The sequence below is a fragment of the Mesorhizobium sp. M4B.F.Ca.ET.214.01.1.1 genome, from assembly GCF_004791545.1.
Taxonomy (GTDB): domain Bacteria; phylum Pseudomonadota; class Alphaproteobacteria; order Rhizobiales; family Rhizobiaceae; genus Mesorhizobium; species Mesorhizobium abyssinicae.
Genome location: NZ_SRUX01000003.1, coordinates 432750 through 458595 on the forward strand (window position 1 = coordinate 432750; position 25846 = coordinate 458595).

The window sequence follows — 25846 nt, forward strand, 5'->3', positions numbered from 1 at the left end:
CTTCCGACAGGCCTGCTTTCGACAGGAAATCAGATGTTTAACCGCTTCATGCTCGTCGTTGTCTTCGTGCCGCTGGCCATCATCCTGATCGCGCTGGCCGTCGCCAACCGCGAGCCGGTCGCCTTCACGCTCGACCCGTTCAATCCCGGCAATCCGGCGCTGACGCTGAAGCTGCCGCTTTTCATCTTCCTGTTCCTGGCTCTCGCCGTCGGCATGATCGTCGGCAGCGTGGCGACCTGGGTCAAGCAGGGCCGTTATCGCAAGCTGGCGCGCCAGCGCGGCGTCGAGGCCGAGAACCTGCGCCAGGCGGTCAGCCGCGCGCCGCAGGCGCCGCAGGGCCCGGCCCTGCCGAAGCCGACGGCCTGAAGCATTGCAACGCCGCGTGACCCTTCAGGGCGCGCGCCAGGGATGCCGCAAGAGTTTCCGTTTCGCGGGCGCCCTCACTGCACGGAGTCTTTCATGCTGACCATTTCGGCCGCCGAGGTCGACCAGGCGCTGACCTTTCCCGGGCTGGTCGAGACGCTGCGCACTGCTTTCCGTGACGGCGCCGTGCAGCCGGTCCGCCATCATCACACCGTCGAACGTCCCGACGGCGAGGCCTCGACGTTGCTGTTGATGCCGGCCTGGACCGACTTCAACGCCGCCGGCACCTCGGCGGGTGGCCATATCGGCGTCAAGATCGTCACCGTCTCGCCCGACAACAACGCCATCGGCAAGCCGGCCGTGATGGGTCTCTACCTGCTGCTCGACGGAACGACCGGTGAGCCGGAAGCGCTGATCGACGGCCAGCGGCTGACGCAATGGCGCACCGCTTGCGCCTCGGCGCTTGCCGCCTCCTACCTCGCCCGCAAGGACGCCTCGCGGCTGCTGATCGTCGGCGCCGGGGCGCTTTCGACCTTCCTTGCCAAGGCGCATTCGGCGGTGCGGCCGATCACTGCCATTCGCATCTGGAACCGGACCCCGGCCAATGCCGAAAAGGTCGCCGCCGGCTTGCGCGCCGAGGGGCTGCCGGCCAGCGTCGCCGAAGACCTCGACGCCGAGCTTGCGGAGGCTGATATCGTCTCCTCGGCGACGATAACCACCCAGCCGCTGGTCAGGGGCGCGTTGTTGAAGCCGGGCGCTCATGTCGACCTGGTAGGCGGCTTCACGCCGACGATGCGCGAGAGCGACGACGACGCCATCCGGCGCGCCCGCGTCTATGTCGACACTCGCGCCGGCGCCACCAAGGAAGCGGGCGACATTGTCCAGCCGCTCGCCGCCGGCGTGCTGAAGCCGGATGCCATCATTGCCGACCTGCATGAGCTGGCGCGCGGCGAGAAGGCCGGGCGGCAAAGCGACGGCGAGATCACCCTGTTCAAGTCGGTCGGCGCCGCGCTCGAGGACCTTGCCGCCGGCATTGCCGTCTACAAGGCGCTCAAGCGATAGCGTCTGCCGGCGCCACAGCCTTGCGATCGAACTTCCTGATCGCTTCGGCGCTGACCGGAGTGAACAAATTCACCAGATTGCCATCGGGATCGCGCAGCAGCAGCGATCGGTTTCCCCATGGCATCGTCGTCGGCGTCTGCACGAAGGCGCCGATGGTCTCCGCCAGCCTGCGATATTGCGCGTCGACGTCGGCAACGCGAAACTCGATGATTGCCGAACGATTGGCGGCCGGCTCCGCCACATCCGCTCCGAACAACGCCAGGGTGCGCGTGCTGCCGATCGCCAGCGTGCAGGAGGCGGTTGCCAGTTCGGCGAAATCCGGAGTGAACCAGGTCGCCGTCAAGCCGGTGATCGCCTCGTAAAATGCCACCAGAGGCTTGATCTGGTCGGTGATGATGCGGATCGAGACGAAGTCCATAATGTTCTCCTTGGGGCAAGCGCGGCGGATCAGGTGATGATGCGCTTGTTGCACGAGGCTGATGACAGCCTGGTGTCAGCAGCCTGCCGCTGACTCAGGCTGCCTCGGAGGCCTTGGCACCCATGGCCTCGGCAATCAGCCGAAAATCGTGTTCGTCGATTTCGAACAGGCCAAAGCGCAGCTGATAGCCCCAGTTCGTCTTGCCCGCTGTGAAGTCCAGCCTGTCGAGCAGCGGCTTGATCGCCGCTTCCTCCGCCTTCGCCCAGGCGACATCGCGCCGGAATGGCGTGAAGCCGCCGCCCATCTCGCCCTGGTAGGGATCGCCTTCACGCACGGTGCCTATTGCCGTGAACGACTGCAGGCCGTCCCTTTCGCCGAGCACCGAGTTCGGCGAATAGTAGGCGATGCCGTCGCCGGGTCTGATGCGGCGCAACGGCGCCAGTCTGCCGTGGTTGACCTGCATGAAGCCGCCCGCGCGGCCGACCCGGACATGCGCGGCCGAGGCGACGGCGATCCAATGCGCGCTCATGCCTGGTCCCCGTCGTTCAGCCAATAGACGCGCAGCCGATGATTGTCGGGATCGAGCGCGACGAAGGTGCGGCCGAAATCCATGTCGGTCGGCGCCTGCAGGATGTTCAGGCCGCGACCCGCCCAGTCCCGGTGGGCGGCGTCGACCGCCGCCGGCGTGTCCTGCGCGAAGACGATCTCGGCGCCGCCGCCCGCGGCCGCCGCCGCCGGCTCCACCGTATGGCGCGACCACAGGCCGAGCTTGAAGCCGCCGTCGAGCACGAACAGCACGAAGGTCGGCGATGCCTCGACCGGCTGCCGCCCGAGCAGCGCGGCGTAGAAGGCGCCGCTCCGCTCCGGGCTGTCGACATAGAGGATGACGAAATTGGGGGTGTCCATTGCTGTTCTCCAACGTGTCTTCGATTGGAGGACCTTACGCACCACCACTGTCAGATTCTGGCAGCAGCCATCAGCGGCCGGTGCCTTTCGACGCATCCCGACCCGCTTGCGTCGTGTCGAGCGTTGCCCGCCACTCCTTGAGCAGCGACTGGCGCCGGCGCGGATAGCGCACATCGGTGGCGTTGAGGCCGGACATGCGATCGGCGCGGAAATGGCGAAAATCCTGCCGCGTCTCGCACCAGGCGACCAACACCCGCACCTTGTCGAAGAAGCCGATCGCGAAGGGCCAGACCATGCGCTGGGACTGGGCGCCTGCGCCATCCCGATAGAGGAACCCGAGCTTGAGTTCGTTGCGGATGGCCAGGCGCACCAGGCCAAGGTCGATGCCTTCGGTGGCCTCGGCGCCCGGCCCGACGAGCAGCGCGGTGGCGTCGAGATCCTCGCGCAGGTCATCCGGCAGCACCGCCGCGATCTTGGCCAGCGCATCGGTGGCGGCGGCCGAAAGCCGCTTGTCCGGCTGCTTGGCGACCCACCGCGACCCGAGCACGACGGCCTCGATCTCCTCGTCGGTGAACATCAGCGGCGGCAGCATGAAGCCAGGCTTCAGCACATAGCCCAGCCCCGCCTCGCCCTCGATCGGCGCGCCCTGCCCCTGCAGCGTTGCGATGTCGCGGTAGAGCGTGCGGATCGAGACGCCCATTTCGCCCGCGAGCGTGCGCCCGCTCACCGGCCGGCGGTGGCGGCGCAGGATCTGGATCAGGTCGAGCAGGCGTTCGGAGCGGGACATGGCCCAGATTTGCCCGTTTCCCCCGCTGAGGTCCATCACGGACGTCGGACCATTTTGTTGCGCCGCCGATGGCCCTATGTCAAAAGCGGCCTGCCGTTCCGGAGAGTGTTCTTGAAATCCTTTCGCGATCGAAACCGCGACAACCGTCCGCGCCAGCCCGCCAAAGCCAATGCCGCCCAATCGCATCCCCGCGAGGCCGGCGCGGCAACGAGGCAGGAGCCACAGGGCCGCCCCGAACCCAAATCCGCGCCGCGCGTCCTTGCGCGCCGCGAGGGCGCGCTGCCGACCGAGCGGCTGCCACTGATCCTCGAAGTGGCGCCCAATGCCGACTACGCTCTGCTGGATAGCGGCGCCGGCCAAAAACTCGAGCAGTACGGCCCCTATCGCATCGTGCGGCCGGAGGGCCAGGCGATCTGGCAGCGGGCGCTGCCGGCCAGGGACTGGGAGCGCGCCGACGCCATCTTCACCGGCGACACCGACGAGGAGGGTATCGGCCGCTGGCGCTTCCCGAAAACGCCGCTCGGCGAAACCTGGCCGATGAAGCATGACGGCATCGACTATCTTGGCCGCTTCACCTCGTTTCGCCATGTCGGCGTCTTTCCCGAACAGGCCTCCCACTGGGATCACATGGCCGGGCTGATCATGGCCGCCAAACGGCCGGTCAAGGTACTGAACTTGTTCGGTTATACCGGCCTTGCCTCGCTGGTGGCAGCCCGCGCCGGCGCCGAGGTCACCCATGTCGATGCGTCCAAGAAGGCCATCGGCTGGGCCCGGGAAAACCAGGAGATGGCCGGGCTCGCCAGCAAGCCGATCCGCTGGATCGTCGAGGACGCCGTGAAGTTCGCCGAGCGCGAGGAGCGCCGCGGCAGCCGCTACGATATCGTCCTGTTCGACCCGCCCGCCTATGGCCGCGGCCCGAAGGGCGAGGTCTGGCAATTGTTCGACGACCTGCCCGGATTGACCGACCTCTGCCGCTCAATCCTGACGCCGAAGCCGCTCGCCGTTGTGCTGACCGCCTATTCGATCCGCGCTTCATTCTTCGCCATCCATGCCCTGATGCGCGACACCTTCGCCGGCATGGGCGGCACGGTCGAATCGGGCGAGCTGATCATCCGCGAGAAATCCGCCGGCCGCGCGCTGTCGACCTCGCTGTTCTCGCGCTGGGTGGCCTGAATGAACGCTTATGAGAGCTCCCGCGCCGTCGGCCAGGTGAAGGAGGTCACCAGCCTCGCCAACCCGCTGGTCAAGGACATCAAGGCGCTGGCGCTGAAGAAATTCCGCGACCAGCAGAACGCCTTCATGGCCGAAGGCTTGAAGCTGGTCATCGACGCGGTCGATCTCGGCTGGCATATCCGCACGCTGGTCTTCGCCAAGGCCGGACGCGGCAATGCGGCGGTGGAGAAGGTCGCGGCGCGCACCGTCGCCGCCGGCGGCACCGTGCTCGAAGTCTCCGAAAAGGTGCTGGCGGCGATCACCCGCCGCGACAACCCGCAAATGGTGGTCGGCGTCTTTGCCCAGAAGGTGCTGCCACTGAGGGACATTCGCGCCACGGATGGCGACGTCTGGGTGGCGCTCGACCGGGTGCGCGATCCCGGCAATCTCGGCACCGTCATCCGCACCGTCGATGCCGTCGGCGCCAAGGGCGTCATCCTGGTCGGCGAGACCACCGATCCCTTTTCCGTCGAGACCGTGCGCGCCACCATGGGCTCGATCTTCGCCGTGCCCGTCGCCAGGGCGACGCCGGAGGCTTTTCTGGCCTGGCGCAAGGGCTTTCCGGGCCTCGTCGCCGGCACCCATCTGAAGGGCGCGGTCGATTACCGTTCGGTCGATTTTACCAGGGGGCCGGTGCTGCTCTTGATGGGCAACGAGCAGCAGGGCCTGCCCGACAGCCTGGCCGAGAGCTGCGACCGTCTGCTCAGGATTCCGCAAGCCGGCCGCGCCGATTCACTCAATCTGGCGGTCGCCACCGGCATCATGCTGTTCGAGATCCGGCGCGCCGCGCTGAAGCTGGGCCCGGACTAGACCATGATGCCAAGAAATGGCGTCCGGTATTCGGACAGGGTCATGGTCAAACAAGAGGGCATCAAACCGTGAAGTCGTGGTCCCCCTACGCCCTGCTGGTCGTCGTCGCCATCGCGCTCGACCAGTGGATCAAGCACCTGGTGAAAAGCGGCCTCACCTTCCAGGAGAAGGTCGATCTCCTGCCCTTCCTGGCGCTGTTCCGCACCTACAACACCGGCATCGCCTTCTCGATGTTCCAGTCCTTCGGCGATACCGGCCTGGTGGTGATTGCCGTCCTCGTCGTCGCCTTCGTGCTCTACCTCGCAACCCGCACGCCGGCGGGCCACGCGGTTGCCCGGACCGGCTTCGCGCTGATCATCGGCGGCGCGGTGGGCAATGTCATCGACCGCGTCGCCTACGGCCATGTCATCGACTACATTTTGTTCCACACGCCGGTCTGGTCCTTCGCCGTCTTCAATTTGGCGGATGCCTTCATCTCGGTCGGCGCCGCGCTGGTCCTCTTCGATGAATTGATCGGCTGGCGGCGCCAGCCCAAGACCTCGCAAGATTGACCTCGCGCGGCCGTCGCCGCACAGTCCGAGCACCGCACAGCCGGGAGAAGAACGTGTCCGATACCTTCAAAGCCATCCTCGTTTCGCGCGACGCCGACAAGAAGCAGTCGGTCGCCGTCACCGACCTCACCGAAGCCGACCTGATGGAGGGCGACGTCACCGTCGCGGTCGAGGCGACGACCGTGAACTACAAGGATGGGCTGGCCATCACCGGCAAGGCGCCGGTCATCCGCCGCTGGCCGCTGGTGCCGGGCATCGATTTCGCCGGCACCGTCATCTCCTCCTCGCATGCCGACTGGCGCAAGGGTGACAAGGTCATCCTCAACGGCTGGGGCGTCGGCGAGACGCATTTCGGCGCCTTTGCCGGCCGCGCCCGTGTCAACGGCGACTGGCTGGTGCCGCTGCCGGAGGGCATGAGCCCGCATGATGCGATGGCGGTCGGCACCGCCGGCTACACCGCCATGCTCAGCGTCATGGCGCTCGAGCGGCATGGCATCGTGCCGGATCGCGGCCCGGTCGTGGTGACCGGTGCGGCCGGCGGCGTCGGCTCGGTCGCGGTCTCGATCCTCTCCAGCCTCGGCTACCATGTCATCGCTTCGACCGGCCGCAATGCCGAAAGCCCCTATCTGATCGACCTCGGCGCCGCCGAGGTGATCTCGCGCGACGAGCTCACGCAGCCGGCAAAGCCGCTCGCCAAGGAACGCTGGGCCGGCGGCGTCGATGCGGTCGGCAGCCACACGCTCGCCAATGTACTGTCGATGACCGCCTATGGCGGAGCTGTGGCCGCCTGCGGGCTTGCCGGCGGCATGGACCTGCCGGCGAGCGTCGCTCCCTTCATCCTGCGCGGCGTCTCGCTGCTCGGCATCGATTCGGTGATGGCGCCGAAGGCGGTGCGTCTCGAGGCGTGGCGCCGCATCGGCACCGATCTCGACCACAGGAAACTCGCGACGCTGTCCAGGACCATCGGTTTTGACGGCATAATCGACGCCGCGCGCGACATCGTCGACGGCAGGATCAGGGGCCGCGTCGTGGTCGATATGTGAGCCGCGGATAGGGCGAAAACCGCGCGACTGTTAAAATTCGAACGATCCGCCGCAGCCTTCCATAATCTCTCTGTGGCAAGGCTTTCCGCATGATCGCGGAATCCGGCATCAAGGCGGCGCAGACTGCCGAAGGCGTGGGCGGGCAAGGCCCCGACGCGCCGAAGCGGCAGCTTGTCGCCCCGCCGCCGCTGGCGCCCGTGCTCCCCCCGGCCAATCCCGAAGGCCTGCCTTTCCTGACCGTCGTCGCCATCGCGGTGTTGGCCGGGCTGGCTCACCTGACCGGCGCGCCGACCTTCGTCACCCTCGGTTTGCTGGTGACGGGCCTTGCCGGCCTCGGCATGCATCTGCGCAGCAAGCGCAACGAACGCCGCGCCGCGGCCCTGCTCGACGAGACCGCCGCCCGCAACCGCGCCGAGATCGAGACGCTCGCTGACCGCATGTGGGAGATGCAGGAAAGCGAGGAGCGGTTTCGCGGGCTGATCGACGCGCTCGGCGACCTCGTCGTCCATCGCGATCGCGACGGCCATATCGTCTACGCCAACAAGGTTTTCGCCGACCTTGTGGACATCGATCAGCGCGACCTCGCCGGCAAGAGCTTGTCGGAGCTTGGCATCGATGTCGGCATCGTTCCCGACGCCGCCTTCTCGGATCATGAGTGTCTGAGCTCCACCGACGTCGCCATCCGCACGCCGAGCGGTCCGCGCTGGTTTTCCTGGATCGAGCTGTCGGTGCGCGACAAGGACAACGGCGCCGTCTCGCACCGGGCGATCGCGCGCGACATCACCGCCCGCAAGCGCGCCGAATCCTCGCTGATCACCGCCCGCGAGCGCGCCGAATATGCCAGCCAGGCCAAGTCGCGCTTCCTCGCCACCGTCAGCCATGAGATCCGCACGCCGATGAACGGCATCATGGGCATGGCCAAGCTCCTGGTCGACACCGATCTGTCGCCCGAGCAGCGCACCTATGTGGGCGCGGTCTCGACCTCGGCCAGCGCGCTGCTCGCCCTGATCGAGGACCTGCTCGACTACTCCAAGATCGAGGCCGGCCGCTTCGACCCCGAGCCGCAGCCGACATCTGTGCGCGAGATCGCCGACAACATCATCGAACTGATGGCGTCACGTGCCTTCACCAAAAGCATCGGCCTTGGTTGCCATGTCGAGCCCGACGTTCCGCAGATGATCACCGCCGATCCGGGTCGGGTGCGCCAGGTGCTGCTCAACCTGATAGGCAACGCCATCAAGTTCACCGACACCGGCGGCGTGCTGCTCAGCGTCGCGCGGGCGCGCACCGAAACCACCGACCGCATCTGCTTCAACGTCGCCGACACCGGTCCGGGACTGCGCGAAGAGGACATGGAACGCATCTTCGAGGAGTTCGAGCAATCCGACGGCACCTCGACCCGGGTGCATGGCGGCGCCGGCCTCGGCCTTGCCATCTCCAGGCGCCTGGTGACCGCCATGGGCGGCTCGATCTCCGTGTCGAGCCGGCTCGGCGAGGGATCCGAATTCGTCTTCGAGCTTCCGGCGGTGGCGGCGACCGAGCCGCCGCAAAACCGGCAGGACATACTGTCCGGCCGGCGTGCCGTGATCGTGTCGAAGAACGCGGTCGAGGCCGACGCCATCGCGCGCACCATCCGCGCCCATGGCGGCGCCGTCGAACTGGCGACGACCCTCGCCCAGGCAACGCCTTTCGCGGCGGGTTGCGATGCGCTTCTGGTCGACGCCGCGATGGAGAACGGCGACGGGCGCCTGCTCAAGCGCTTGCGCCAGGGCGGCTTTGCCGATTGCGAGGCGATCACGCTGATCGCGCCGACCGACCGCGGCATGCTCGGCGAATTCCGCGCCAATGGCTATGCCACCTTCCTGGCGCGGCCGGTGCGCGGCGAGACGCTGCTGCGCGTGCTTTTGACCAGCCATGCGCCCGCCGTCGCGCTGCCGCAGACGGACAGGCAGGGCGCACCGCCCGCGCGCGCCGGCGGCCGCCGCGGCGAGCACGGCCTGTCGGTGCTTATCGCCGAGGACAACGACATCAACGCCATGCTCGCCCGCGCCACACTTCTGAAGGCCGGGCACCGCGTCAAGGTGGTCGGCAACGGCAAGGCCGCCGTCGAGGCCGTCACCGATGCCGGCCTGAAGCATCGCTTCGATGTTGTGCTGATGGACCTGCACATGCCGGTCATGGACGGGCTGGATGCCATCGCCGCCATCCGCCGCCACGAGGAGGCGCTGGCGGTGCCGCCGGTTCCGATCATGGTGCTGTCGGCGGACAGCCAGGAAAAGACCCGCCATACGGTGCTGGCGCACGGCGCCAGCGGCTTCGTTACCAAGCCGCTCGATCCGGATGCTCTGGTAAGCGCCGTCGAGGCGCAGGTCGCTGCCTGATTTTTTTGCCCCGCCAATCGCCCTTGGATCGCTTGGCTTTGCTTCGTTAAGGTAGCCGGTTGAGGGCATTCGCCAGCCGACGAAGTATTGCCCGCCGCGCCGTATCACGGTACTGTCACAATCCTGTTGCACCTACACCGTATCCCCGTGCCAAGAGGGATGGCTCGAAGGAGAATCACTCGTGCATACAGTTATGCCGGAATGTGACACTCGGCCGAACGCTGGCGGCGCCCTGCTCGCCACGCGGACGGCTGATGCCGTCGCAACAGGCGCCCCTCTCGGCCGCATCGGCAATCTCGAAGTCCGGCTTGCCCGCAACGAAGCCGAGATCGCTGCCGCGCAGGAGGTCCGCTACCGGGTGTTCTATGACGAGCTTGGCGCCAGGAAGGACCTGTTCCAGGCGCAGGACCGGCGCGACGCCGATCGTTTCGATCCGCTCTGCGATCACCTTTTGGTGTTCGATACGTCGCTTCCCGGCCCTGAGCACCGCCGCATCGTCGGCACCTACCGGCTGCTGCGGCAGGAGATCGCGGCGACGGCTGGCGGCTTCTATTCCGAGGGCGAATTCGAGCTGACCAATCTGATCGCCCGTCATCCCGGCCAGCGTTTTCTCGAGCTCGGCCGCTCCTGCGTGCTTAAGGAATACCGCTCCAAGCGCACCATCGAGGCGCTGTGGCAAGGCATCTGGGCCTATATCAACCACTACGGCATTGGCGTGATGACGGGCTGCGCTTCCTTCCACGGCATCGTGCCGGCGGCGCATGCCGAGGCGCTAACCTACCTCGCCCATCACTGCCGCACCAATTCGGCGTGGGACGTCAAGGCGGTTGCCGGCCGCTACTGCTCCATGGACCTGATGCCGATCGAAGCGGTCAACGCCAAGGCGGCCATCGCGTCCATGCCGCCGCTGGTCAAGGGTTACCTGCGCGTCGGCGCCCGCATCGGCGACGGCTGCGTCATCGATCACGAATTCTCGACCGTCGACGTCTTCGTCGTCATGCCGGTCAAGGAGATCGGCGCGCGCTACGTCAACTATTATGGCGGGGAAGGCCAGCGCTTCGCGGCCTGACGCGAGTAGGCAGTAGGCAGTAGGCAGTAGGCAGTAGGGGAAGACATCACGTTCACGCTCCCCTGACTACTGACTATTCCCTAATCCCTCCATCACGGAATATCCTCCGGCCGCCGCCCGGGCCTGCTCTTGTAGGCCGGGAAGGCCCAGCCGAATTTGAGCGCGCCGCCGCGCACCGCGAATGCCGCGGCGAAACCCACCAGACCGGCCGCCAATGGCGGCAGGCCGGCAAGATCGCCGACGGTGAAAAGCGCCGCACCCGCAAGCGCAGCCGTGACGTAGATCTCGGGCCGCAGAAGCACCGATGGCTCGCCCGCCAGAAGATCGCGCAGGATACCGCCGAAGGTTGCGGTCAGCACGCCCGTAATGGTGGCGACGACCGGGGACCCGGTGATGGCGAGGCCCTTGGCGGCGCCCATCACCGAGAAGGCGGCGAGACCGATGGCGTCGAGCCAGAGCAGCAATTTGTAGCGGGATTCGACCAGATGGGCGCTGAAGAAGACTAGCACCGCGACCACCACGCAGATCAGCACATAATCGCGGTTGCCGACCCAGAACACCGGCAGGTTGAGGATGACGTCGCGCAGCGTGCCGCCGCCGATACCGGTGACGCAGGCCAGGAACAGAAAGCCGATGATGTCGAGTTGCTTGCGCGAAGCGGCAAGCGCCCCTGTCGCCGCGAAGACGGCGACGCCGGCATAGTCGAGAAGCTCGATGAGGTTCATGGGAATAAGGGAATAGGGCAGTAAGGGAGTAGGGGAATAGGGACCTCTAGATAGCACAAGCCGCGTGAATAGTCCCGCCGCTGTCCCTACTCCCTTACTGCCCTACTCCCTTAACTACGCATCCTTCTCGGCCTGCTCGTTCACCGGGCCGGGCTCGACCGGCGCCTCGGTGGCCGCGGCCTTCGGGCCGCCCTTGGCGACGCCGACCATGGCCGGCCTCAGCACGCGGTCGCCGATCGAATAGCCCGGCTGCACGACCTGGACGACGGTGCCGGCGGCAACGTCGGGATTGGGCACCTCGAACATCGCCTGATGGAAGTTCGGATCGAACTTCTCGCCCTCCGGCGCAAGCTTCTTCACCCCATGCCGTTCCAGCGCCGAAAGCATGGCGCGCTCGGTGAGATCGACGCCCTCGATCAGCGCCTTGAAGCCGGCATCTCCGCCAGCCTTTGCCTCGGCCGGAATGGCGTCCAGCGCGCGGCGCAGATTGTCGGACACCGACAGCATGTCGCGGGCGAAATTGGCGACCGCATAGGTGCGCGCGTCATGCACGTCGCGCGCGGTGCGGCGGCGCAGGTTCTCCATCTCGGCCGCCACGCGCAGCGCGCGGTCCTTCAGTTCCTCGTTTTCCTTCAGCAGCCGCACCAGCGCCTCATAGTCGCCGTCGACGCTGCCCTGCGGACGCTCGCCACTGGCCTCGGCAGGCTCGATATCCTCGGGCGCGCGTTCGTCTTTTGCCTGGTCGCTCATCGCCGTTTCCCGTCATTCCGAATGGTTTGGATTTGCGCCCGATATCGAGGTTTGAGGGCCAAAAATCAAGGGGCAAGCGACCCAGCGCAGTTTCACGGCGTCTCCAGGGAACGTTCGACATTAAATCAAATTTTACCTTAATCGCCGGCTTCGCTTGCGAGAAAGCGACGGCGAGGGAACCATTGCCGGGTTGAGGGAGTTTCGAAGCCGACACAGGATTTGGGACAATGAGCGGCAACAAAGGCGAACGGCGCGCGGAACTCGCCGCCGATATCAGACGACAGCTTGGCAGCGAAGCGACGAAGCGCTTCCTGCGCACGCTGCCGTCATTCCGCCTGGAAACGAACACGCCCGAGCATTTCCGCAACCTGCTCGACCAGCTCGATGACATCGAGACCAGGGCCGCCAACGGCGAACGTCGCCAGTAGGCCGCACGAACCGCGGGCATCGCGCGACAATTACGCGCAGTAATTTCGCGTGATCGCCGTCTTGCTGGGGCGGGATGCGCTGCCTATGCTCCCTGATGAACATGATTTCCCCCGAGACGGCGGCAAACAGCAAGCGCGCCTGGTTGAAGATCCTGGCGCGCTACAAGAAGCCTGACCGGCGGCGCAGCGCCATCGAACTAGCCATAACCCTCATCCCTTTCGTCGCACTCTGGGCTCTATCTTCTGCCGCCTATTCCTACGGCCATTGGTGGGGGCTGACCCTCGTCGTTCCGGCGGCCGGCTTTCTGGTGCGGATATTCATGATCCAGCACGATTGCGGCCACGGCTCCTTTTTCGCCAATCGTTATGCGGACGACTGGATCGGCCGCGCCCTCGGCGTGCTCACGCTGACGCCTTATGATTGCTGGCGGCGCGCCCATGCCACCCATCACGCCAGCGCCGGCAATCTCGACGAGCGCGGCATGGGCGACATCAGGACACTGACCGTCGCCGAATACCGGCAGCTATCCTGGCCTGGCCGCCTTGCCTATCGCCTCTATCGCCATCCGCTGGTGATGTTTGGTCTCGGCCCGATATGGCTTTTCATCTTCGAGCAGAGGCTGCCGGTCGGCATGATGCGCGGCGGCCTGACGCCGTGGGTGTCATCCATGGCGACCAATCTCGGCATCGCGCTCGCCGCGGTGACGCTCATCGGGCTTGTCGGGCCGGGCGCGTTCCTGGTCGTCCACCTGCCGATCGTGATCCTCGCGGGCTCGGCCGGCGTCTGGCTGTTCTATGTCCAGCATCAGTTCGAGGAGACCGAATGGGCGAAGGATCCCGATTGGGAATTCCAGCGCGCCGCGCTGCATGGATCGTCCTACTACGACCTGCCGCCGGTGCTGAACTGGTTCACCGGCAATATCGGCGTCCATCACGTCCACCACCTCTCCGCCAAGGTGCCGTGCTACCGGCTTCCGGAAGTGCTGCGGGATTATCCGGAGCTGCGGCGGATCGGCCGCGTCACGCTTCTCGACAGCCTGCGCTGCGTGAAGCTGGCGCTATGGGACGAAAACCGCGGCAAGCTGGTGTCGTTCCGCGAAGCGCGGCTTGCCGCTTGAGGCATGCCGCTCAAGGGCGTTTCGGCGCGCCTTAAGAGCGGCTCAATATCCATTGCCCGCCGCACCGGGATGCGGCGGGTTTCTTCAAACCTTGCTCAGGCCGCCTTGCGTTCGTCGCGCATCAGCGCCTTGCCGTCGCGGATCTCGGTGCCGAGCACCTTCAGGCATTCGCGCATGAACGCTGCAAGGCCAGGCCAGCCCTTGGCCGATACCAGATTGCCATCGACATGGGCGCCGGTCGGCGCGACATCGATGTAGATGCCGCCGGCCAGCGTCACCTCCGGCTCGCAATATTGCAGCGCCGCGACCTGGCGGCCGCGCACCACGCCATCGACGGCGATCAGGATCTGTACGCCGTGGCAAATGGTGAAGATCGGCTTGCCGGTCTCGTGGAAATGCCTGACCAGCGCCTGCACCCGCTTGTCGATGCGGATGTATTCCGGCCCGCGCCCACCGGCCGCATAGACGGCGTCGTAATCGGCCGGGTTCACCTCGGCGAAGCTCTTGTTGAGGATGTAGTCGTGGCCGAGCTTTTCGGTGTAGGTCTGGTGGCCTTCGAAATCGTGCAGCGAGGTCTTCAAGATGTCGCCGGCCTTCTTGTCGGGGCAGACGACATGCACCGTATGGCCAACCGCATGCATGGCCTGTTCGAAGACGAAAATCTCATACTCCTCGCTGAACTCGCCAACGAGCATCAAAATCTTTTTGCCTGCCATGCCGGTTCCTCCCTTAGCTGGCTATTTATTTCGAGGCACGAAATATAGCCCTATCGTAAGGGCAAGCAGGCCGGAGGGGAAGCGCAAATCGCACGATTGGTCCTACCAGATTGATTCCGTGGCGCCCGGCGAGCGATAAAGGCAGGGCTTCCGGAGCAAAACCGGGCAGGCTGGTCTGACCAAGATGGCGTCAGGCTGCCGCCCGGATCATATCCGCCGCCTTCTCGGCGATCATGATCGTCGGCGCATTGGTGTTGCCGCCGACGAGTGTCGGCATCACCGAGGCGTCGACGACGCGCAGCCCTTGCAAGCCGCGCACCTTTAACTGCGGATCGACGACCGCCATCTCGTCGATGCCCATCTTGCAGGTGCCGGCCGGGTGATAGATCGTGTCGGCGCGGGCCCTGATATGCGCCATCAGCTCGGCGTCGCTGGCAGCGCCGGCGGTGTAGATTTCCTTCTGGCGATATTTGGCCAGCGCCGGCGCCTCCAATATGCCGCGCGTCATCCGCACGCCCCGGAGCAGAAGCTCGGCGTCGCGCTCGTCCTCGAGGAAGCGCGGGTCGATGCGCGGCGGCGCCAGCGGGTTCGCGCTCGTAAGCCCGACCTCGCCGCGCGAATGCGGCCTCAGCACGCAGACATGGCAGGAGAAGCCATAACCCATATGCAGCTTGCGGCCGTGATCGTCGACGATGGCGATGCAGAAATGCAGTTGCAGGTCGGGCCGCTCGGCCGCCGCGTCGGATTTGAGGAAGGCGCCGGCCTCCGCATAGGGCGTGGCAATCATGCCGGTGCCGTCCTTGCGCCAGCGCAGCATGTGCCTGAGCAGTCCGGGCAGACCGCGGAGGCCGATGCCCATCAGCTCGGTCTCGCGCGACTTCCAGGCCAGGATGAAATCGAGATGGTCCTGCAGGTTCTTGCCGACACCGGGCAGTTCATGGACGAGCGGAATGCCGTGCACTGCCAGCTCCACCGCCGGACCGATGCCGGAAAGCAGCAGCATTTGCGGCGAGCCGAAGGCGCCACCGCACAGGATGACCTCGCGCCTGGCTTCCGCCACGGCTTCGCTCTTGCCGGCACGATAGCGCACCCCCGTCGCGCGCTTGCCGTCGAGCACCACCCCGGTCGCCTGCGCGCCGGTGATGACGGTGAGGTTCGGCCGGCCCATCGCCGGATGCAGATAGGCTGCCGCGGCCGAGCAGCGCTCGCCATTGCGTTGCTCGCCCCAGAATTGCGTGACCTGGTAGAGCCCCGCCCCTTCCTGCTCGGGCCCGTTGAAATCGTCGTTGCGGCGGATTTGGTTTTCGGCACAGGCCTCGACGAAGGCTTTCGAGATCGAACGCGGTTCCTGCTGCTCGGCCACCCTGAGCGGTCCGTCGCCGCCGTGCAGCGCGTCGGTGCCGCGCTGGTTGCCTTCGGCGCGCCGGAAATAGGGCAGCACCTCGCTCCACGACCAGCCGTCGCAGCCGAGATCGGCCCATTCGTCATAGTCGCAAGGATGGCCGCGCGTGTAGAGCATGGCGTTGATGGCGCTTGAGCCGCCCAGCGCCTTGCCGCGCGGCTGGTAGCCCTTGCGGCCGCCAAGCCCTTCCTGCGGCACCGTCTCAAAGCCCCAGTTGTTGATCTTCGGCCTGCCCGGCAGCAGCGCGATGATGCCCGCCGGCGCGCGGATCAGGAGATCCTTGCCTTCGCCGCCCGCTTCGATCAGGCAGACCGTCTTCGATGCATCCTCGGAAAGCCTGGCGGCAAGCGTGCAGCCGGCGGAACCGCCGCCGGCGATGACATAGTCGTAGCGCATGGTCTCCTCCCGGCGGATGTTTCCGTCCGTGCGGTCAGAGAAAGCCTGCTTGCGCGCGTTGTAAAGACGTCGACGAGTTACCTCTGGGTCAGCCGGCGCGTTTGCGCCGCCAGGAATATTTCGGCCCCTTGGCCTCCGACTCGGCGGTCGGCTGGTAGTAGAGCCCCAGCCCGCCGGTGCGGCCTTCCTCCAGCCGCTTCAAAAGCACCGGGTTCGAGATTTCGAACTCGTCGAAGCCGACCCGCAGCATATGTGGCAGCTGGTCGACCAGCACCTGGCCGGTGGCGCGGACGGCGCCCTCGAAATGATGGCGGCTGCGCAGCAATTCGCCCTTGGAGAAGGAGCGGCCGTCATTGAACGCCGGGAAGGCCAGCGCCACCAGCGACAGCTGGTCGAGCAGGCCGACGATTTTGTCGAGCTCGTCGCCGGGCTGCAGCAGCACCCCGATGCGTTCCCTGGCCGACTTGCGCACCTCAAGGTCGAGCCCCAGGAACGCCTGCAGCGGCAGGATGAAGCGGCCGTTGCCGGCGAGCGCCTCGGCGCTCTCAGCCTGGATCCACTCGTCCTCGCGGAAACCGTTCGGGGTCCAGAGGCGGGTTTCCGATTTGGTCGGTTCAGTCATCAAAAATTCCCAAGTCCAAAAATCCAAGGATGTATCGCGTTTCAGGTCAGGCCGAGCCGGAGCGGAGCGTCCCCTGGTGCATGAGCACCGGAAACGCAGGAAACCGGCGATTGCGGGCCGGCCTCACCTGAATATCAACATAGCCTAAAGGGATGCGTCGGTCAGCGACTTCTCCAAACCGGAAAGGTGGATGCCGCACTCTGTCTTGGCGTGCCCGGCCCAGCGGCCGCTGCGCGCGTCCTCGCCCGGCTGTACCGGCTGCGTGCACGGGAAGCACCCGATCGACAGATAGCCATAGGCGACGAGCGGATTTTCGCGCAGCGCGTGCGCGCGCATGTAGTCGGCTTGGTCCGCCGTCGTCCAGTGCGCCAGCGGATTGATGCGGATGCGCGAGCCGACCGCCTCGAAGACCGGAAGCGCCGCGCGCGTCGAGGCCTGGAAGCGCTTGCGCCCGGTGAACCAGGCGCGGAACGGCTCGACGCCGCGTGCCATCGGCTCGACCTTGCGCACGTTGCAGCAGGCGTCGGTGTTGGTCTCGTGCAGCCTGCCGGTCGGATCGACCCGCTCGAGCGCGGCCTCTTCCGGCTTGATCACCCTGACGTCGGTGAAGCCGAAATCGGCGACCAGCGCATCGCGATAGCCGAGCGTTTCTTCGAAATGCTTGCCGGTGTCGAGGAAGATCACCGGCAGCGCGCGGTCGACCTTGGCGATCATGTGCAGCAGCACGGCGGAATCGGCGCCGAAGGAGGAAACCGCGGCGATGCCGCCGCGAAACAGCTCGTTCGCCGAGCGCTCGATGACCTCGATCGGGCTCAGGTGACCGTAAAGCGCGTCCAGCCCCGCCGCCTCGGCGGCGACACCGGCCTCGACATCAACGACCCGGTCAAGCGGCCTTGGTTTCGCCAGCATAGAGCGCCTCCTTGAACGGCGCGGGACCGACTCTGCGGTAGGCGTCGATAAAACGTTCCGAGGGACTGAGCCGAAGGCCGAGATAGGTATCGACGATCTGCTCGATGGCGTCGGTGATCTCTTCCGACGAGAAGCCGCGGCCGATGATCTCGCCGACGGAGGTGTTCTCGTCGGCCGAGCCGCCGAGGGTGACCTGGTAAAGCTCGGAGCCCTTCTTCTCGACGCCGAGAATGCCGATGTGGCCGACATGATGATGGCCGCAGGCATTGATGCAGCCGGAGATCTTCAGCTTTAATTCGCCGATCTCGCGCTGCCGTTCCAGCGAAGCGAAGCGCTGCGAGATCTCCTGCGCCACCGGAATGGAACGAGCCGTGGCCAGCGCGCAATAGTCGAGGCCGGGGCAGGAAATGATGTCGCTGATCAGATTGGAGTTGGCCGTGGCGAGGCCGATGTCGACCAGCGCGTCGTAGACGGCCTTCAGATCGGCGCGCGCCACATGCGGCAGGATCAGGTTCTGCTCATGGCTGACGCGCAGTTCGTCGAAGGCGTATTTCTCGGCGATGTCGGCGACCGCCTCCATCTGGCTGTCGGTGGCGTCGCCCGGCACCTCGCCGATGCCCTTCAGCGAGATCGTCACCGCCGCATAGTCGGGATGGCGATGCGTCACCACATTCTGGTCGAGCCATTCCGAGAAATTCTTGGAATCGAGCCGCGCCAGCTTCACTGCCGCGTCGCCTTCCGGCCGCTCGGCCAGACCCGGCGGCGTGAAATAGGCGTTGATGGCCTGGATGTCGGCTTCCGGCAGCTTCAGCTCGGCGTCCTTCAGCTCCTGCCACTCGGCCTCGACCTGGCGCGTGATCTCCTCGACGCCGGTCTCGTGGACGAGGATCTTGATGCGCGCCTTGTACTTGTTGTCGCGGCGGCCATAGAGGTTGTAAACGCGCAGGATCGCCGTGCAGTAGGAGAGAAGATCGGCTTCCGGCAGGAAGTCGCGGATCTTCCGCGCCACCATCGGCGTGCGGCCCTGGCCGCCGCCGACATAGACGGCGAAGCCGAGCTCGCCGGCCGCGTTCTTCTTCAGGTGCAGGCCGATGTCGTGCGTCTGGATGGCGGCGCGGTCGCGCTCGGCGCCCGTCACCGCGATCTTGAACTTGCGCGGCAGGAACGAAAACTCCGGATGCACCGACGACCATTGCCGCAGGATCTCGGCATAGGGCCGCGGATCGGCGACCTCGTCGGCCGCAGCGCCGGCGAAATGGTCCGCGGTGACATTGCGAATGCAGTTGCCAGAGGTCTGGATCGCATGCATCTCGACGCTGGCGAGATCGGCCAGGATCGCGGGAATGTCGGACAGCGCCGGCCAGTTGAACTGGATGTTCTGGCGCGTGGTGAAATGGCCGTAGCCCTTGTCGTATTTGCGCGCGATGTGGCCCAGCATGCGCATCTGCTTGCTGTTCAGCGTCCCATAGGGCACGGCGATGCGCAGCATATAGGCATGCAGCTGCAGATAGACGCCGTTCATCAGCCTCAGCGGCCGGAACTGGTCCTCGGTGATCTCGCCGGCGAGCCGGCGCTGCACCTGGTCGCTGAACTCGGCGACGCGGGCCTGAACGAAATCGTGGTCGAACTCATCGTAACGGTACATGCTTCGTCTTTCAGGGCGCGTCCGCCCGCATTGCCTGTTTGGTCTATGCCGCCCGCACGGGTTGCGGGCTTGCCTGCTTGCCGAGATCTTCGCGGATGGTCGGCCCGGCGGCGCGGATCTTTTCGCGCAGCCGCACCGGCTCGACCAACCCGTCGACCACCGTGACGTCGATCAAGTTGACGTCGACCACCTCGTTGTTGGCGTAGGCCGCCGCGCCGATCGCTTCCAGCCGGTCCTCCGCCGCCTTGTCGTGGGCGAGGTCGGCGCCGCCGACCGTTTCCGCCCAGCCGCCATCGGCGTACCAGACGGCGATGCCGTCGGTGAGCCTGTTCGCGGTCAGAACCTTCATTGTTCAACTCCTTCGGCCGTTGCGCTGGCCGTATCTTCATGCCTGTGTGCCGCGAGCGGCTCGGAACGTTCGAAATTGGCGCCGGCGACCGCGTCGCCGATGATGGTCATCACCGGGCCGGAGAGATCGGCGCGGGCCTCCAGCGAAGGCAGATCGGCGAGCGTGCCGTGGAAGCGGCGGCGGTTGCCGAGGCTGGCGTTCTCGACCACGGCGACCGCGGTGTCGGGCGACAGGCCCGCCTCGATCAGTCGGCCGGCGACTTCGGCCGCGACCGAGCGGCCCATATAGACGGCGACGGTGGCGCCGGAGATGGCGAGCTTGGCCCAGTCGGGCAGCGAATTGCCCTTCAGGTCATGGCCGGTCGTGAACACCAGCGAGGACGACACGCCGCGCAGCGTCAGCGGCAGTTCGAAATCGGCGGCGGCGGCAAAGGCCGCGGTGACGCCGGGAACCACCTCATAGGCGATGCCGGCATCGCGAAGTGCCGCCATTTCCTCGCCGGCGCGGCCGAACACCAGCGGGTCGCCCGACTTCAGCCGCACGACGCGCTTGCCCTCGCGGCCAAGCTCGACGAGCAGCACGTTGATCTCTTCCTGGCTCTTGGAATGGCAGCCCTTGCGCTTGCCGACCGGCAGGCGCTCGGCATCGCGGCGGCCCATGGCGACGATCGCTTCCGGCACCAGCGCGTCATGGACGATGACGTCGGCTTCCATCAGCAGGCGATGCGCCCTGAGCGTCAGCAGATCCTCGGCGCCCGGACCGGCGCCGACCAGCGCGATGTGGCCCGAGGCCGGCGCGTCGGAGACAAGCAGCTCGACGGCGGCATCATGCGCCCTCGCAAACTCGCCCGCCTCGACGGCTCGCGCCGGCGCGCCGGCGAAGAAATCGCGCCAGAAGCGGCGGCGGCCGGTGCCCTTCGGCAGCCGCTCGGCGGCGCCCCGGAAGGACGCGGCAAGCGTGGCCAGCGCGCCGAGCGACGGCGACAGCATGCGATCGATGCGGCCGCGCAGCATCTGCGCAAGCACCGGGCCGGCGCCTTCGGTGCCGATGGCGATGGCGACCGGCGCGCGGTTGACCAGCGCTGGCGTGAAGAAATCGCAAAGCTCTGGCCGGTCGACCGCGTTGACCGGAATGCTCAAGCGGCGCGCATCCTCGGCAACGCGGCGGTCGAGCGCCTCGTCGCCGCTGGCGGCGAACACCATGGCCGCGCCTTCGAGATGCGCAGCCTCATAGGCGGCGGCGACATGGACAGCACCGGTCGCGGCAATGAAAGACAGCAGCTCGGCTTCGGCGGTTTGCGCTATGATGCGCAGCACCGCGCTCGACTGGCCGACGAGCCGCGCCTTGGCCAGCGCCGCCTCGCCGCCGCCGACAATGGCCACGGCTTCGCCCTCGACCCGCATGAAGACGGGGAAAGCGTTGAGCTTGGCATTGGCCTGCGGCATGGCGAGCAGATTCCTGAGCAATTTGGCAGTTTTACGCGCGGGCGTGAAAAACCAGAAGCAAAGCACTCGCGCATCCCGCGATGGCAGGCAATCGCTTTTTCGCAAGCGCGAAGAGCAGGAGAAAAAAATTCCACATCCGGGAGAGGATCGGATTGAAGCCGCTGTTGCGGGCCCTGATCTCAGGCGTTTTTAGCTGCAAATACTCCACGCTGCAAAACAGATTTTTCTAAATTCTACCAATTTAGTAGATTAAGGCCGCAAAGATCGTCGCGGGCTTGCACGCTACGTTGGATGAGCGCCACAACGATATCGGAACATTCCTGCTTGAGCGGGCGTTTGCCATACGGACCCGCCCCGGCCTGCCGGCCGCGAACGGTTCGCAACACAGCAAAAGCAGGAGGAGCCCGTATGAGCAATGTCACGCTGAAACATGGCCTTTGGATCGTGGTCGCCGATGGCGAAAAAGCGCTGTTCCTGCGCAATGAAGGCAACACCCGCAATCCGGACCTGCAGGTCGTGCAGGAGATGGAGCAGGAGAACCCCGCCACGCGCGAGCAGGGCAGCGACCGCCCCGGCCGCTACAATGACGGGCCGTCCATCCATCGCAGTGCGGTCGAGGACACCGACTGGCATCGTATCGGCAAGGAGCGCTTCGCCGACGACATTGCCGAACGGCTCTATGGGCTCGCCAATCGCGGCGCCTTCAAGGAGATCGTGCTGATCGCGCCGCCGCTGGTGCTGGGCGAAATGCGCCGGAAGCTCCACAAGCTTGTCGGCGACAGGGTGACGGTGGAAATTCCAAAGACGCTGACCAACCACACCATCCCTGAGATCGAAAGCCTGCTCCAGGCAGCCTGACGGCGCCCGCAAGCGCAATCCGCCCTTCGCCCGGCATTCGTGCGCCTTTGCCTTTCGATTTCACGGCTTTACGGGTTGCCTCGCGGCCATGCCTCCCCCCATATTGCAACGGGCGGCGGCCGCGGGGCGGCCCTATCGTGATTTTTTCGAAAGGCGCTCCATAGACAATGCCGCATGACACGCCCCTTATCGCCACCATCGTCGCCGGTCTGGGGCTGGCTTTCATCTTCGGCGCGCTCGCCAACCGTTTCCGCATCCCGCCGCTGGTCGGCTATCTCGTGGCCGGCGTCCTGGTCGGGCCGAACACGCCGGGCTTCGTCGCCGACGCAAGCCTGGCCACCGAGCTTGCCGAGATCGGCGTCATCCTGCTGATGTTCGGCGTCGGCCTGCATTTCTCGCTGAAGGACCTTCTCTCCGTCCGCGCCATCGCCGTGCCCGGCGCCATCGTCCAGATCGGCTTTGCCACGCTGCTCGGCGTCGGCCTTGCCTGGCTGCTCGGCTGGTCGGTGGGCGCCGGGCTGGTCTTCGGCCTGGCATTGTCCGTCGCCTCGACGGTGGTGCTGCTGCGCGCTTTGCAGGAACGGCGGCTGATCGAGACCGAACGCGGCCGTATCGCCGTCGGCTGGCTGATCGTCGAGGACCTTGCCATGGTGCTGGCGCTGGTGCTCTTGCCGGCGCTGGCCGGCGTGCTCGGCGGCGTGCCGCAGGCCGACGACCATGCCAGCCTGCTGGCGCTGCCGGCCAGCTACGGCATCTGGGGCGTCGTCGGCGTCACGCTGGCGAAGGTGGTGGCTTTCGTCGTCGTCATGCTGGTGGTCGGCCGCCGCGTCATCCCCTGGATCCTGCATTATGTCGCCCATACCGGGTCGCGCGAGCTGTTCCGGCTGGCGGTGCTGGCGATTGCGTTGGGCGTCGCCTTCGGGGCAGCGAAACTGTTCGGCGTATCGCTGGCGCTGGGCGCCTTCTTCGCCGGCATGATCATGAGCGAATCCGAGCTAAGCCATCGGGCAGCCGAGGAATCGCTGCCGCTGCGCGATGCCTTCTCGGTGCTGTTCTTCGTCTCGGTCGGCATGCTGTTCGACCCGTTCAGCCTGGTCAGCAATGGCTGGCCGATCCTGGCGACGCTGGCCATCATCGTCATCGGCAAGTCGCTGGCCGCCTTCGTCATCGTCCTCGCCTTCCGCTATCCGGTAGCGACAGCGCTGATGATCTCGGCCAGCCTTGCCCAGATCGGCGAATTTTCCTTCATCCTCGCCGAGCTCGGCGTCGGCCTGAAACTCCTGCCCGAACAGGGGCGCGACCTGATCCTCGCCGGCGCCATCCTGTCGATCCTGCTCAATCCGCTGATGTTCCTTGCCATCGACTGGATGACACCGTGGCTGGAGGCTCGCTCCGCCAAGGCATCGCCGCCGGAACAGGCAAGGCCGATCGGTCCGGCGACCGAGCCCGGCCAGGTGGCTTCGGTGACGGCTTCGCCGCAAAAGGACGACGGCCCACCGCTAAGAACCGCGCTTACCGGCCATTCCATCCTGATCGGCTACGGCCGTGTCGGCAGTCTCGTCGGCGCGGCGCTGAAACAGGCCGCCCTGCCCTTTCTGGTCATCGAGGACGCCGACAAGACTCTGGCGAAGCTGAAGGCCGATGGCGTCGAAACCATCGCCGGCAATGCCGCCAATGCCGACGTCTTTTCAGCCGCCAATCCGGAAGGCGCCAGGCGGCTGATCCTTGCAATTCCCAACGCCTTCGAGGCCGGTCAGATCGTGCTGCGCGCCCGCGCCGCCAACCCCAGCGTCAATGTCATCGCCCGCGCCCATTCCGATGCCGAGGTCGAGCATCTCAAGGGGCTCGGCGCCGACACCGTGATCATGGGTGAACGCGAGATCGCGCGCGGCATCGTCGAGGTGGTGACGGGTACGGCACCCGCTGGGTTGGAAGAGGGCGCCCTCGCCCCGGAGATCAAACCGCAACCCGTTTGAGTTGCGCGTCCACGCACCAGCCGGGTTGATCAAGCGACAAATGCGGAGCCTCCGTTTTGCGCGATATCGCTGAGATATTTTGCCGGCGGCTTGCCCAGCGCCTTCTTGAACATGGTGATAAACGCCGTGACGGATTCATAGCCGAGATCGCCCGAGACCTGCTGCACGCTGGCGCCTGAGGCGAGTTCGCGCAGCGCCACGATCAGGTGCAGCTGCTGGCGCCAACGCCCGAAGGTCAGCCCTGTTTCCTTCACGACGAGGCGCGCCAGGCTGCTTTCGCTGAGCGCCACGCGGCTTGCCCATTCCGCAAGCGTGCTGCGGTCGGCGGGATCATCCGCCAACGCCTCGGCGATCCGCCGCAAGCGCGGCTCGGCCGAAATCGGCAGGTGCAATTGCTGGACAGGCATGCGCGGCAGTTCGGCAAGCAGAATCCCTCCCAGGAAACCGCATCGTGCGTCCTCCGGCGCGCATTCCGACAGGTCGATGATCAGCTCGCGCAGCAGCGGCGAGATCGAAAGCGTGCAGCACCGGTCCGGCAGGTCGGCGGCGCCCGGCTCGAGATAAACGAAGAAAATCCGCGCATTGGCGGTCGCGATGTTGCTGTGCTGCATGCCACCGGGGAGCCACACGGCGCAATGCGGCGGCACCATCCAAAGGCCGCTGGCAACCCGACAGGTGACGCCGCCGCCCAGCGCGAAGACGAGTTGGCCCTTGCGGTGCCAGTGGTCGGCCACCTCCGCCCTGGTCTCCGGTACATCGACGCGCACGGCGATTGCCGGCGCGAGAACGTCGTCGACATCGAAATCGAGCCATGGGTAGCGTAGTGGCTGTCTCATGATTGACTGCTTTTAGCGATCAAGTGCTGTTATAGCTAAATTCTTTGATCTTGGGAGTCGATTAGGTTCCGGTCTGCGCATGGCGATCGCGTTGACGCCGCGCGCCCAACGCCGGCTTGGTCCAGGAAGGTAAGAACCCCATGCTCGCCCTCGTCATGTCTCCCGACAGTACCGCCGGACTGAGGCTCGCCAAGGTCGAGGACCCTCGGCCCTTGGCGAACGAGGCGCTTGTCGCGGTCCACGCAACCTCGCTGAACCGCGGTGAACTGCGCCTGCTCGCCATACGTCCGAAGGGCTGGATACCCGGCCAGGATATCGCAGGCGTCGTCCAACGGGCAGCAGCCGATGGTTCGGGGCCTGCCGTGGGCACCCGGGTCGTGGCTTTGGTCGACGAGCACGGCTGGGCCGAACGTGTCGCCGTGCCGACCGACCGTCTCGCCGTCCTGCCGGATGGCGTCAATTTCGGTTCCGCGGCCACGCTGCCGGTCGCCGGCACGACGGCGCTGAGAACGTTGCGCCATGGCGGTGACCTCGCCGGCCAGCAGGTTCTGATCACCGGCGCAAGCGGTGCGGTCGGTCGTTTCCAGATCCAGATCGCCCGCGAGCAAGGCGCCTCGGTGACGGCGATCGCCGCCGCCCGGCATGCCGAGGATCTACGTGGACTGGGGGCCGAACGTGTCGTCGAGTCGATCGAGCGGGCCGAGGGGCAGTTCTCGCTGATCACCGAGTCGGTCGGCGGCGAAAGCCTTGCGCACGCGATCGAACGCGTCGCGCCAGGCGGGACCATCGTCATGTTCGGTTCGAGCAGCGGCGAACTGACGCCCGTTGGATTCCGTCAGTTCGTTCCGGGCCGCGAGGGCGCGAGGCTTCAGACCTTCGCCTACTATACGTCCGGTCCAGCCATCGGCGCCGATATCGCCTCGCTGCTCGCCTTGGTCGCGGCTGGCCGGCTGGAAACCCGCGTCGCCTTGACTGTGCCGTGGACAGACATCGGCCAGGCGCTGGACGCCCTGCGACAGCGCAGTTTCAGCGGCAAGGCCGTTCTCACCATGACCGGATGAGCAGTCCT

General features: G+C 66.2%; 28 protein-coding genes. 14 read left to right on the plus strand and 14 right to left on the minus strand.

All coding sequences use genetic code 11. The annotated features are described in order from the left end of the window. The first annotated feature begins 33 nt into the window (after nt 1–33). Entirely contained in the window at nt 34–366 is a 333-nt protein-coding gene (locus EN857_RS08510) for a DUF1049 domain-containing protein (RefSeq protein WP_127392466.1), read from the plus strand. A 93-nt stretch (nt 367–459) separates the two neighbouring features. Continuing rightward, nucleotides 460–1425, plus strand: coding sequence for an ornithine cyclodeaminase family protein (locus EN857_RS08515; RefSeq protein ID WP_127392465.1), 966 nt, complete (start codon nt 460–462; stop codon nt 1423–1425). Here EN857_RS08515 and EN857_RS08520 read toward each other — a convergent pair. The 4 genes from EN857_RS08520 to EN857_RS08535 form a co-directional block, all read right to left on the minus strand. Continuing rightward, the gene (locus tag EN857_RS08520; protein WP_127309351.1) at nt 1415–1843 is read right to left on the minus strand and encodes a VOC family protein; all 429 of its coding nucleotides are present in this window, start codon (nt 1841–1843) and stop codon (nt 1415–1417) included. The genes EN857_RS08515 and EN857_RS08520 overlap by 11 nt on opposite strands. A 94-nt stretch (nt 1844–1937) precedes the next feature. Then, nucleotides 1938–2372 (minus strand): EVE domain-containing protein, encoded by a 435-nt coding sequence (locus EN857_RS08525; RefSeq protein WP_135858291.1) that lies wholly within the window; start codon nt 2370–2372, stop codon nt 1938–1940. After that, nucleotides 2369–2749, minus strand: a complete 381-nt coding sequence (locus EN857_RS08530) for a VOC family protein (RefSeq protein WP_127309353.1) — start codon at nt 2747–2749, stop codon at nt 2369–2371. Before EN857_RS08530 ends, EN857_RS08525 begins: the two co-directional genes overlap by 4 nt. A gap of 70 nt (nt 2750–2819) precedes the next feature. After that, complete coding sequence (locus EN857_RS08535; protein ID WP_135858294.1) at nt 2820–3536, minus strand: YafY family protein; 717 nt, start codon at nt 3534–3536, stop codon at nt 2820–2822. A 111-nt stretch (nt 3537–3647) separates the two neighbouring features. On the opposite strand from EN857_RS08535, the gene EN857_RS08540 reads away from it, so the two are divergent. The 6 genes from EN857_RS08540 (at nt 3648) to EN857_RS08565 (ending at nt 10602) form a co-directional block, all read left to right on the plus strand. Next, entirely contained in the window at nt 3648–4709 is a 1062-nt protein-coding gene (locus EN857_RS08540) for a class I SAM-dependent rRNA methyltransferase (RefSeq protein ID WP_127309355.1), read from the plus strand. Continuing rightward, entirely contained in the window at nt 4710–5558 is an 849-nt protein-coding gene (locus tag EN857_RS08545; protein WP_127282402.1) for an RNA methyltransferase, read from the plus strand. Nucleotides 5559–5626: 68 nt separating this feature from the next. Next, nucleotides 5627–6109: a signal peptidase II gene (lspA, locus tag EN857_RS08550; protein ID WP_127282401.1), complete on the plus strand. Its 483-nt coding sequence runs from the start codon at nt 5627–5629 to the stop codon at nt 6107–6109. A gap of 53 nt (nt 6110–6162) precedes the next feature. After that, entirely contained in the window at nt 6163–7152 is a 990-nt protein-coding gene (locus EN857_RS08555) for an MDR family oxidoreductase (RefSeq protein ID WP_127282400.1), read from the plus strand. Nucleotides 7153–7241: 89 nt separating this feature from the next. Beyond that, complete coding sequence (locus EN857_RS08560) at nt 7242–9533, plus strand: PAS domain-containing hybrid sensor histidine kinase/response regulator (RefSeq protein ID WP_127392464.1); 2292 nt, start codon at nt 7242–7244, stop codon at nt 9531–9533. A gap of 181 nt (nt 9534–9714) precedes the next feature. Continuing rightward, on the plus strand, nt 9715–10602 hold the full coding sequence (locus EN857_RS08565; protein ID WP_127282398.1) for a GNAT family N-acetyltransferase: 888 nt from the start codon (nt 9715–9717) through the stop codon (nt 10600–10602). Nucleotides 10603–10694: 92 nt separating this feature from the next. Here the strand turns inward: EN857_RS08565 and EN857_RS08570 are convergent, their stop codons facing one another. Further along, nucleotides 10695–11327, minus strand: coding sequence for a trimeric intracellular cation channel family protein (locus EN857_RS08570; RefSeq protein ID WP_127282397.1), 633 nt, complete (start codon nt 11325–11327; stop codon nt 10695–10697). A 114-nt stretch (nt 11328–11441) separates the two neighbouring features. Then, nucleotides 11442–12077 carry a nucleotide exchange factor GrpE gene (gene grpE / locus EN857_RS08575; protein WP_127282396.1) on the minus strand — a complete coding sequence of 212 codons (636 nt, stop codon included), beginning with the start codon at nt 12075–12077 and terminating at the stop codon, nt 11442–11444. Between the two features lie 227 nt (nt 12078–12304). Between grpE and EN857_RS08580 the strand changes: the two genes are divergently transcribed. Continuing rightward, nucleotides 12305–12505, plus strand: coding sequence for a hypothetical protein (locus EN857_RS08580; protein WP_127282395.1), 201 nt, complete (start codon nt 12305–12307; stop codon nt 12503–12505). A gap of 95 nt (nt 12506–12600) precedes the next feature. Then, nucleotides 12601–13623, plus strand: a complete 1023-nt coding sequence (locus tag EN857_RS08585; RefSeq protein ID WP_135858298.1) for a fatty acid desaturase — start codon at nt 12601–12603, stop codon at nt 13621–13623. Between the two features lie 95 nt (nt 13624–13718). Here the strand turns inward: EN857_RS08585 and EN857_RS08590 are convergent, their stop codons facing one another. The 7 genes from EN857_RS08590 to cysG all read right to left on the minus strand — a co-directional run bounded on the left by EN857_RS08590 (nt 13719) and on the right by cysG (nt 21107). Next, nucleotides 13719–14339, minus strand: coding sequence for a DJ-1/PfpI family protein (locus EN857_RS08590; protein WP_127393246.1), 621 nt, complete (start codon nt 14337–14339; stop codon nt 13719–13721). Nucleotides 14340–14529: 190 nt separating this feature from the next. After that, nucleotides 14530–16137 (minus strand): GMC family oxidoreductase N-terminal domain-containing protein, encoded by a 1608-nt coding sequence (locus EN857_RS08595; protein ID WP_127393247.1) that lies wholly within the window; start codon nt 16135–16137, stop codon nt 14530–14532. Nucleotides 16138–16225: 88 nt separating this feature from the next. Continuing rightward, nucleotides 16226–16759: a DUF934 domain-containing protein gene (locus tag EN857_RS08600; protein WP_127282391.1), complete on the minus strand. Its 534-nt coding sequence runs from the start codon at nt 16757–16759 to the stop codon at nt 16226–16228. Between the two features lie 144 nt (nt 16760–16903). Beyond that, complete coding sequence (locus EN857_RS08605; protein WP_127282390.1) at nt 16904–17668, minus strand: phosphoadenylyl-sulfate reductase; 765 nt, start codon at nt 17666–17668, stop codon at nt 16904–16906. Next, nucleotides 17643–19313, minus strand: coding sequence for a nitrite/sulfite reductase (locus tag EN857_RS08610; protein ID WP_127282389.1), 1671 nt, complete (start codon nt 19311–19313; stop codon nt 17643–17645). The genes EN857_RS08605 and EN857_RS08610 overlap by 26 nt, the downstream gene beginning before the upstream one ends. Before the next feature lie 43 nt (nt 19314–19356). Beyond that, nucleotides 19357–19662 carry a DUF2849 domain-containing protein gene (locus EN857_RS08615; RefSeq protein WP_126058276.1) on the minus strand — a complete coding sequence of 102 codons (306 nt, stop codon included), beginning with the start codon at nt 19660–19662 and terminating at the stop codon, nt 19357–19359. Next, nucleotides 19659–21107, minus strand: a complete 1449-nt coding sequence (gene cysG, locus EN857_RS08620; protein WP_135858301.1) for a siroheme synthase CysG — start codon at nt 21105–21107, stop codon at nt 19659–19661. The genes EN857_RS08615 and cysG overlap by 4 nt, the downstream gene beginning before the upstream one ends. On the opposite strand from cysG, the gene EN857_RS08625 reads away from it, so the two are divergent. The 3 genes from EN857_RS08625 (at nt 21106) to EN857_RS08635 (ending at nt 23941) form a co-directional block, all read left to right on the plus strand. Next, complete coding sequence (locus EN857_RS08625; protein WP_127282386.1) at nt 21106–21300, plus strand: hypothetical protein; 195 nt, start codon at nt 21106–21108, stop codon at nt 21298–21300. The genes cysG and EN857_RS08625 overlap by 2 nt on opposite strands. Nucleotides 21301–21515: 215 nt before the next feature. After that, nucleotides 21516–21965, plus strand: coding sequence for a host attachment family protein (locus tag EN857_RS08630; RefSeq protein WP_127393122.1), 450 nt, complete (start codon nt 21516–21518; stop codon nt 21963–21965). 167 nt (nt 21966–22132) lie between these two features. Beyond that, nucleotides 22133–23941 (plus strand): cation:proton antiporter, encoded by a 1809-nt coding sequence (locus EN857_RS08635; RefSeq protein ID WP_245511279.1) that lies wholly within the window; start codon nt 22133–22135, stop codon nt 23939–23941. A gap of 29 nt (nt 23942–23970) precedes the next feature. On the opposite strand, the gene EN857_RS08640 is transcribed toward EN857_RS08635, so the two are convergent. Continuing rightward, nucleotides 23971–24777 carry a helix-turn-helix transcriptional regulator gene (locus EN857_RS08640; RefSeq protein ID WP_127393124.1) on the minus strand — a complete coding sequence of 269 codons (807 nt, stop codon included), beginning with the start codon at nt 24775–24777 and terminating at the stop codon, nt 23971–23973. A 140-nt stretch (nt 24778–24917) separates the two neighbouring features. Here EN857_RS08640 and EN857_RS08645 point away from each other — a divergent pair, with 140 nt between their 5' ends. Continuing rightward, on the plus strand, nt 24918–25838 hold the full coding sequence (locus tag EN857_RS08645; RefSeq protein WP_135858304.1) for a zinc-binding dehydrogenase: 921 nt from the start codon (nt 24918–24920) through the stop codon (nt 25836–25838). Nucleotides 25839–25846 lie beyond the last annotated feature (8 nt).

Coding starts and splice junctions, on each gene's coding strand:
- EN857_RS08510 (WP_127392466.1), top strand. CDS start 34: ATGTTTAACCGCTTCATGCTCGTCGTTGTCTTCGTGCCGCTGGCCATC.
- EN857_RS08580 (WP_127282395.1), top strand. CDS start 12,305: ATGAGCGGCAACAAAGGCGAACGGCGCGCGGAACTCGCCGCCGATATC.
- EN857_RS08520 (WP_127309351.1), bottom strand. CDS start 1,843: ATGGACTTCGTCTCGATCCGCATCATCACCGACCAGATCAAGCCTCTG.
- EN857_RS08630 (WP_127393122.1), top strand. CDS start 21,516: ATGAGCAATGTCACGCTGAAACATGGCCTTTGGATCGTGGTCGCCGAT.
- EN857_RS08560 (WP_127392464.1), top strand. CDS start 7,242: ATGATCGCGGAATCCGGCATCAAGGCGGCGCAGACTGCCGAAGGCGTG.
- EN857_RS08535 (WP_135858294.1), bottom strand. CDS start 3,536: ATGTCCCGCTCCGAACGCCTGCTCGACCTGATCCAGATCCTGCGCCGC.
- EN857_RS08625 (WP_127282386.1), top strand. CDS start 21,106: ATGGCGAGCAGATTCCTGAGCAATTTGGCAGTTTTACGCGCGGGCGTG.
- EN857_RS08640 (WP_127393124.1), bottom strand. CDS start 24,777: ATGAGACAGCCACTACGCTACCCATGGCTCGATTTCGATGTCGACGAC.
- EN857_RS08605 (WP_127282390.1), bottom strand. CDS start 17,668: ATGCTGGCGAAACCAAGGCCGCTTGACCGGGTCGTTGATGTCGAGGCC.
- cysG (WP_135858301.1), bottom strand. CDS start 21,107: ATGCCGCAGGCCAATGCCAAGCTCAACGCTTTCCCCGTCTTCATGCGG.
- EN857_RS08635 (WP_245511279.1), top strand. CDS start 22,133: ATGCCGCATGACACGCCCCTTATCGCCACCATCGTCGCCGGTCTGGGG.
- EN857_RS08615 (WP_126058276.1), bottom strand. CDS start 19,662: ATGAAGGTTCTGACCGCGAACAGGCTCACCGACGGCATCGCCGTCTGG.
- grpE (WP_127282396.1), bottom strand. CDS start 12,077: ATGAGCGACCAGGCAAAAGACGAACGCGCGCCCGAGGATATCGAGCCT.
- EN857_RS08530 (WP_127309353.1), bottom strand. CDS start 2,749: ATGGACACCCCCAATTTCGTCATCCTCTATGTCGACAGCCCGGAGCGG.
- EN857_RS08585 (WP_135858298.1), top strand. CDS start 12,601: ATGAACATGATTTCCCCCGAGACGGCGGCAAACAGCAAGCGCGCCTGG.
- EN857_RS08515 (WP_127392465.1), top strand. CDS start 460: ATGCTGACCATTTCGGCCGCCGAGGTCGACCAGGCGCTGACCTTTCCC.
- EN857_RS08645 (WP_135858304.1), top strand. CDS start 24,918: ATGCTCGCCCTCGTCATGTCTCCCGACAGTACCGCCGGACTGAGGCTC.
- EN857_RS08590 (WP_127393246.1), bottom strand. CDS start 14,339: ATGGCAGGCAAAAAGATTTTGATGCTCGTTGGCGAGTTCAGCGAGGAG.
- EN857_RS08570 (WP_127282397.1), bottom strand. CDS start 11,327: ATGAACCTCATCGAGCTTCTCGACTATGCCGGCGTCGCCGTCTTCGCG.
- EN857_RS08595 (WP_127393247.1), bottom strand. CDS start 16,137: ATGCGCTACGACTATGTCATCGCCGGCGGCGGTTCCGCCGGCTGCACG.
- EN857_RS08600 (WP_127282391.1), bottom strand. CDS start 16,759: ATGACTGAACCGACCAAATCGGAAACCCGCCTCTGGACCCCGAACGGT.
- EN857_RS08525 (WP_135858291.1), bottom strand. CDS start 2,372: ATGAGCGCGCATTGGATCGCCGTCGCCTCGGCCGCGCATGTCCGGGTC.
- EN857_RS08545 (WP_127282402.1), top strand. CDS start 4,710: ATGAACGCTTATGAGAGCTCCCGCGCCGTCGGCCAGGTGAAGGAGGTC.
- EN857_RS08610 (WP_127282389.1), bottom strand. CDS start 19,313: ATGTACCGTTACGATGAGTTCGACCACGATTTCGTTCAGGCCCGCGTC.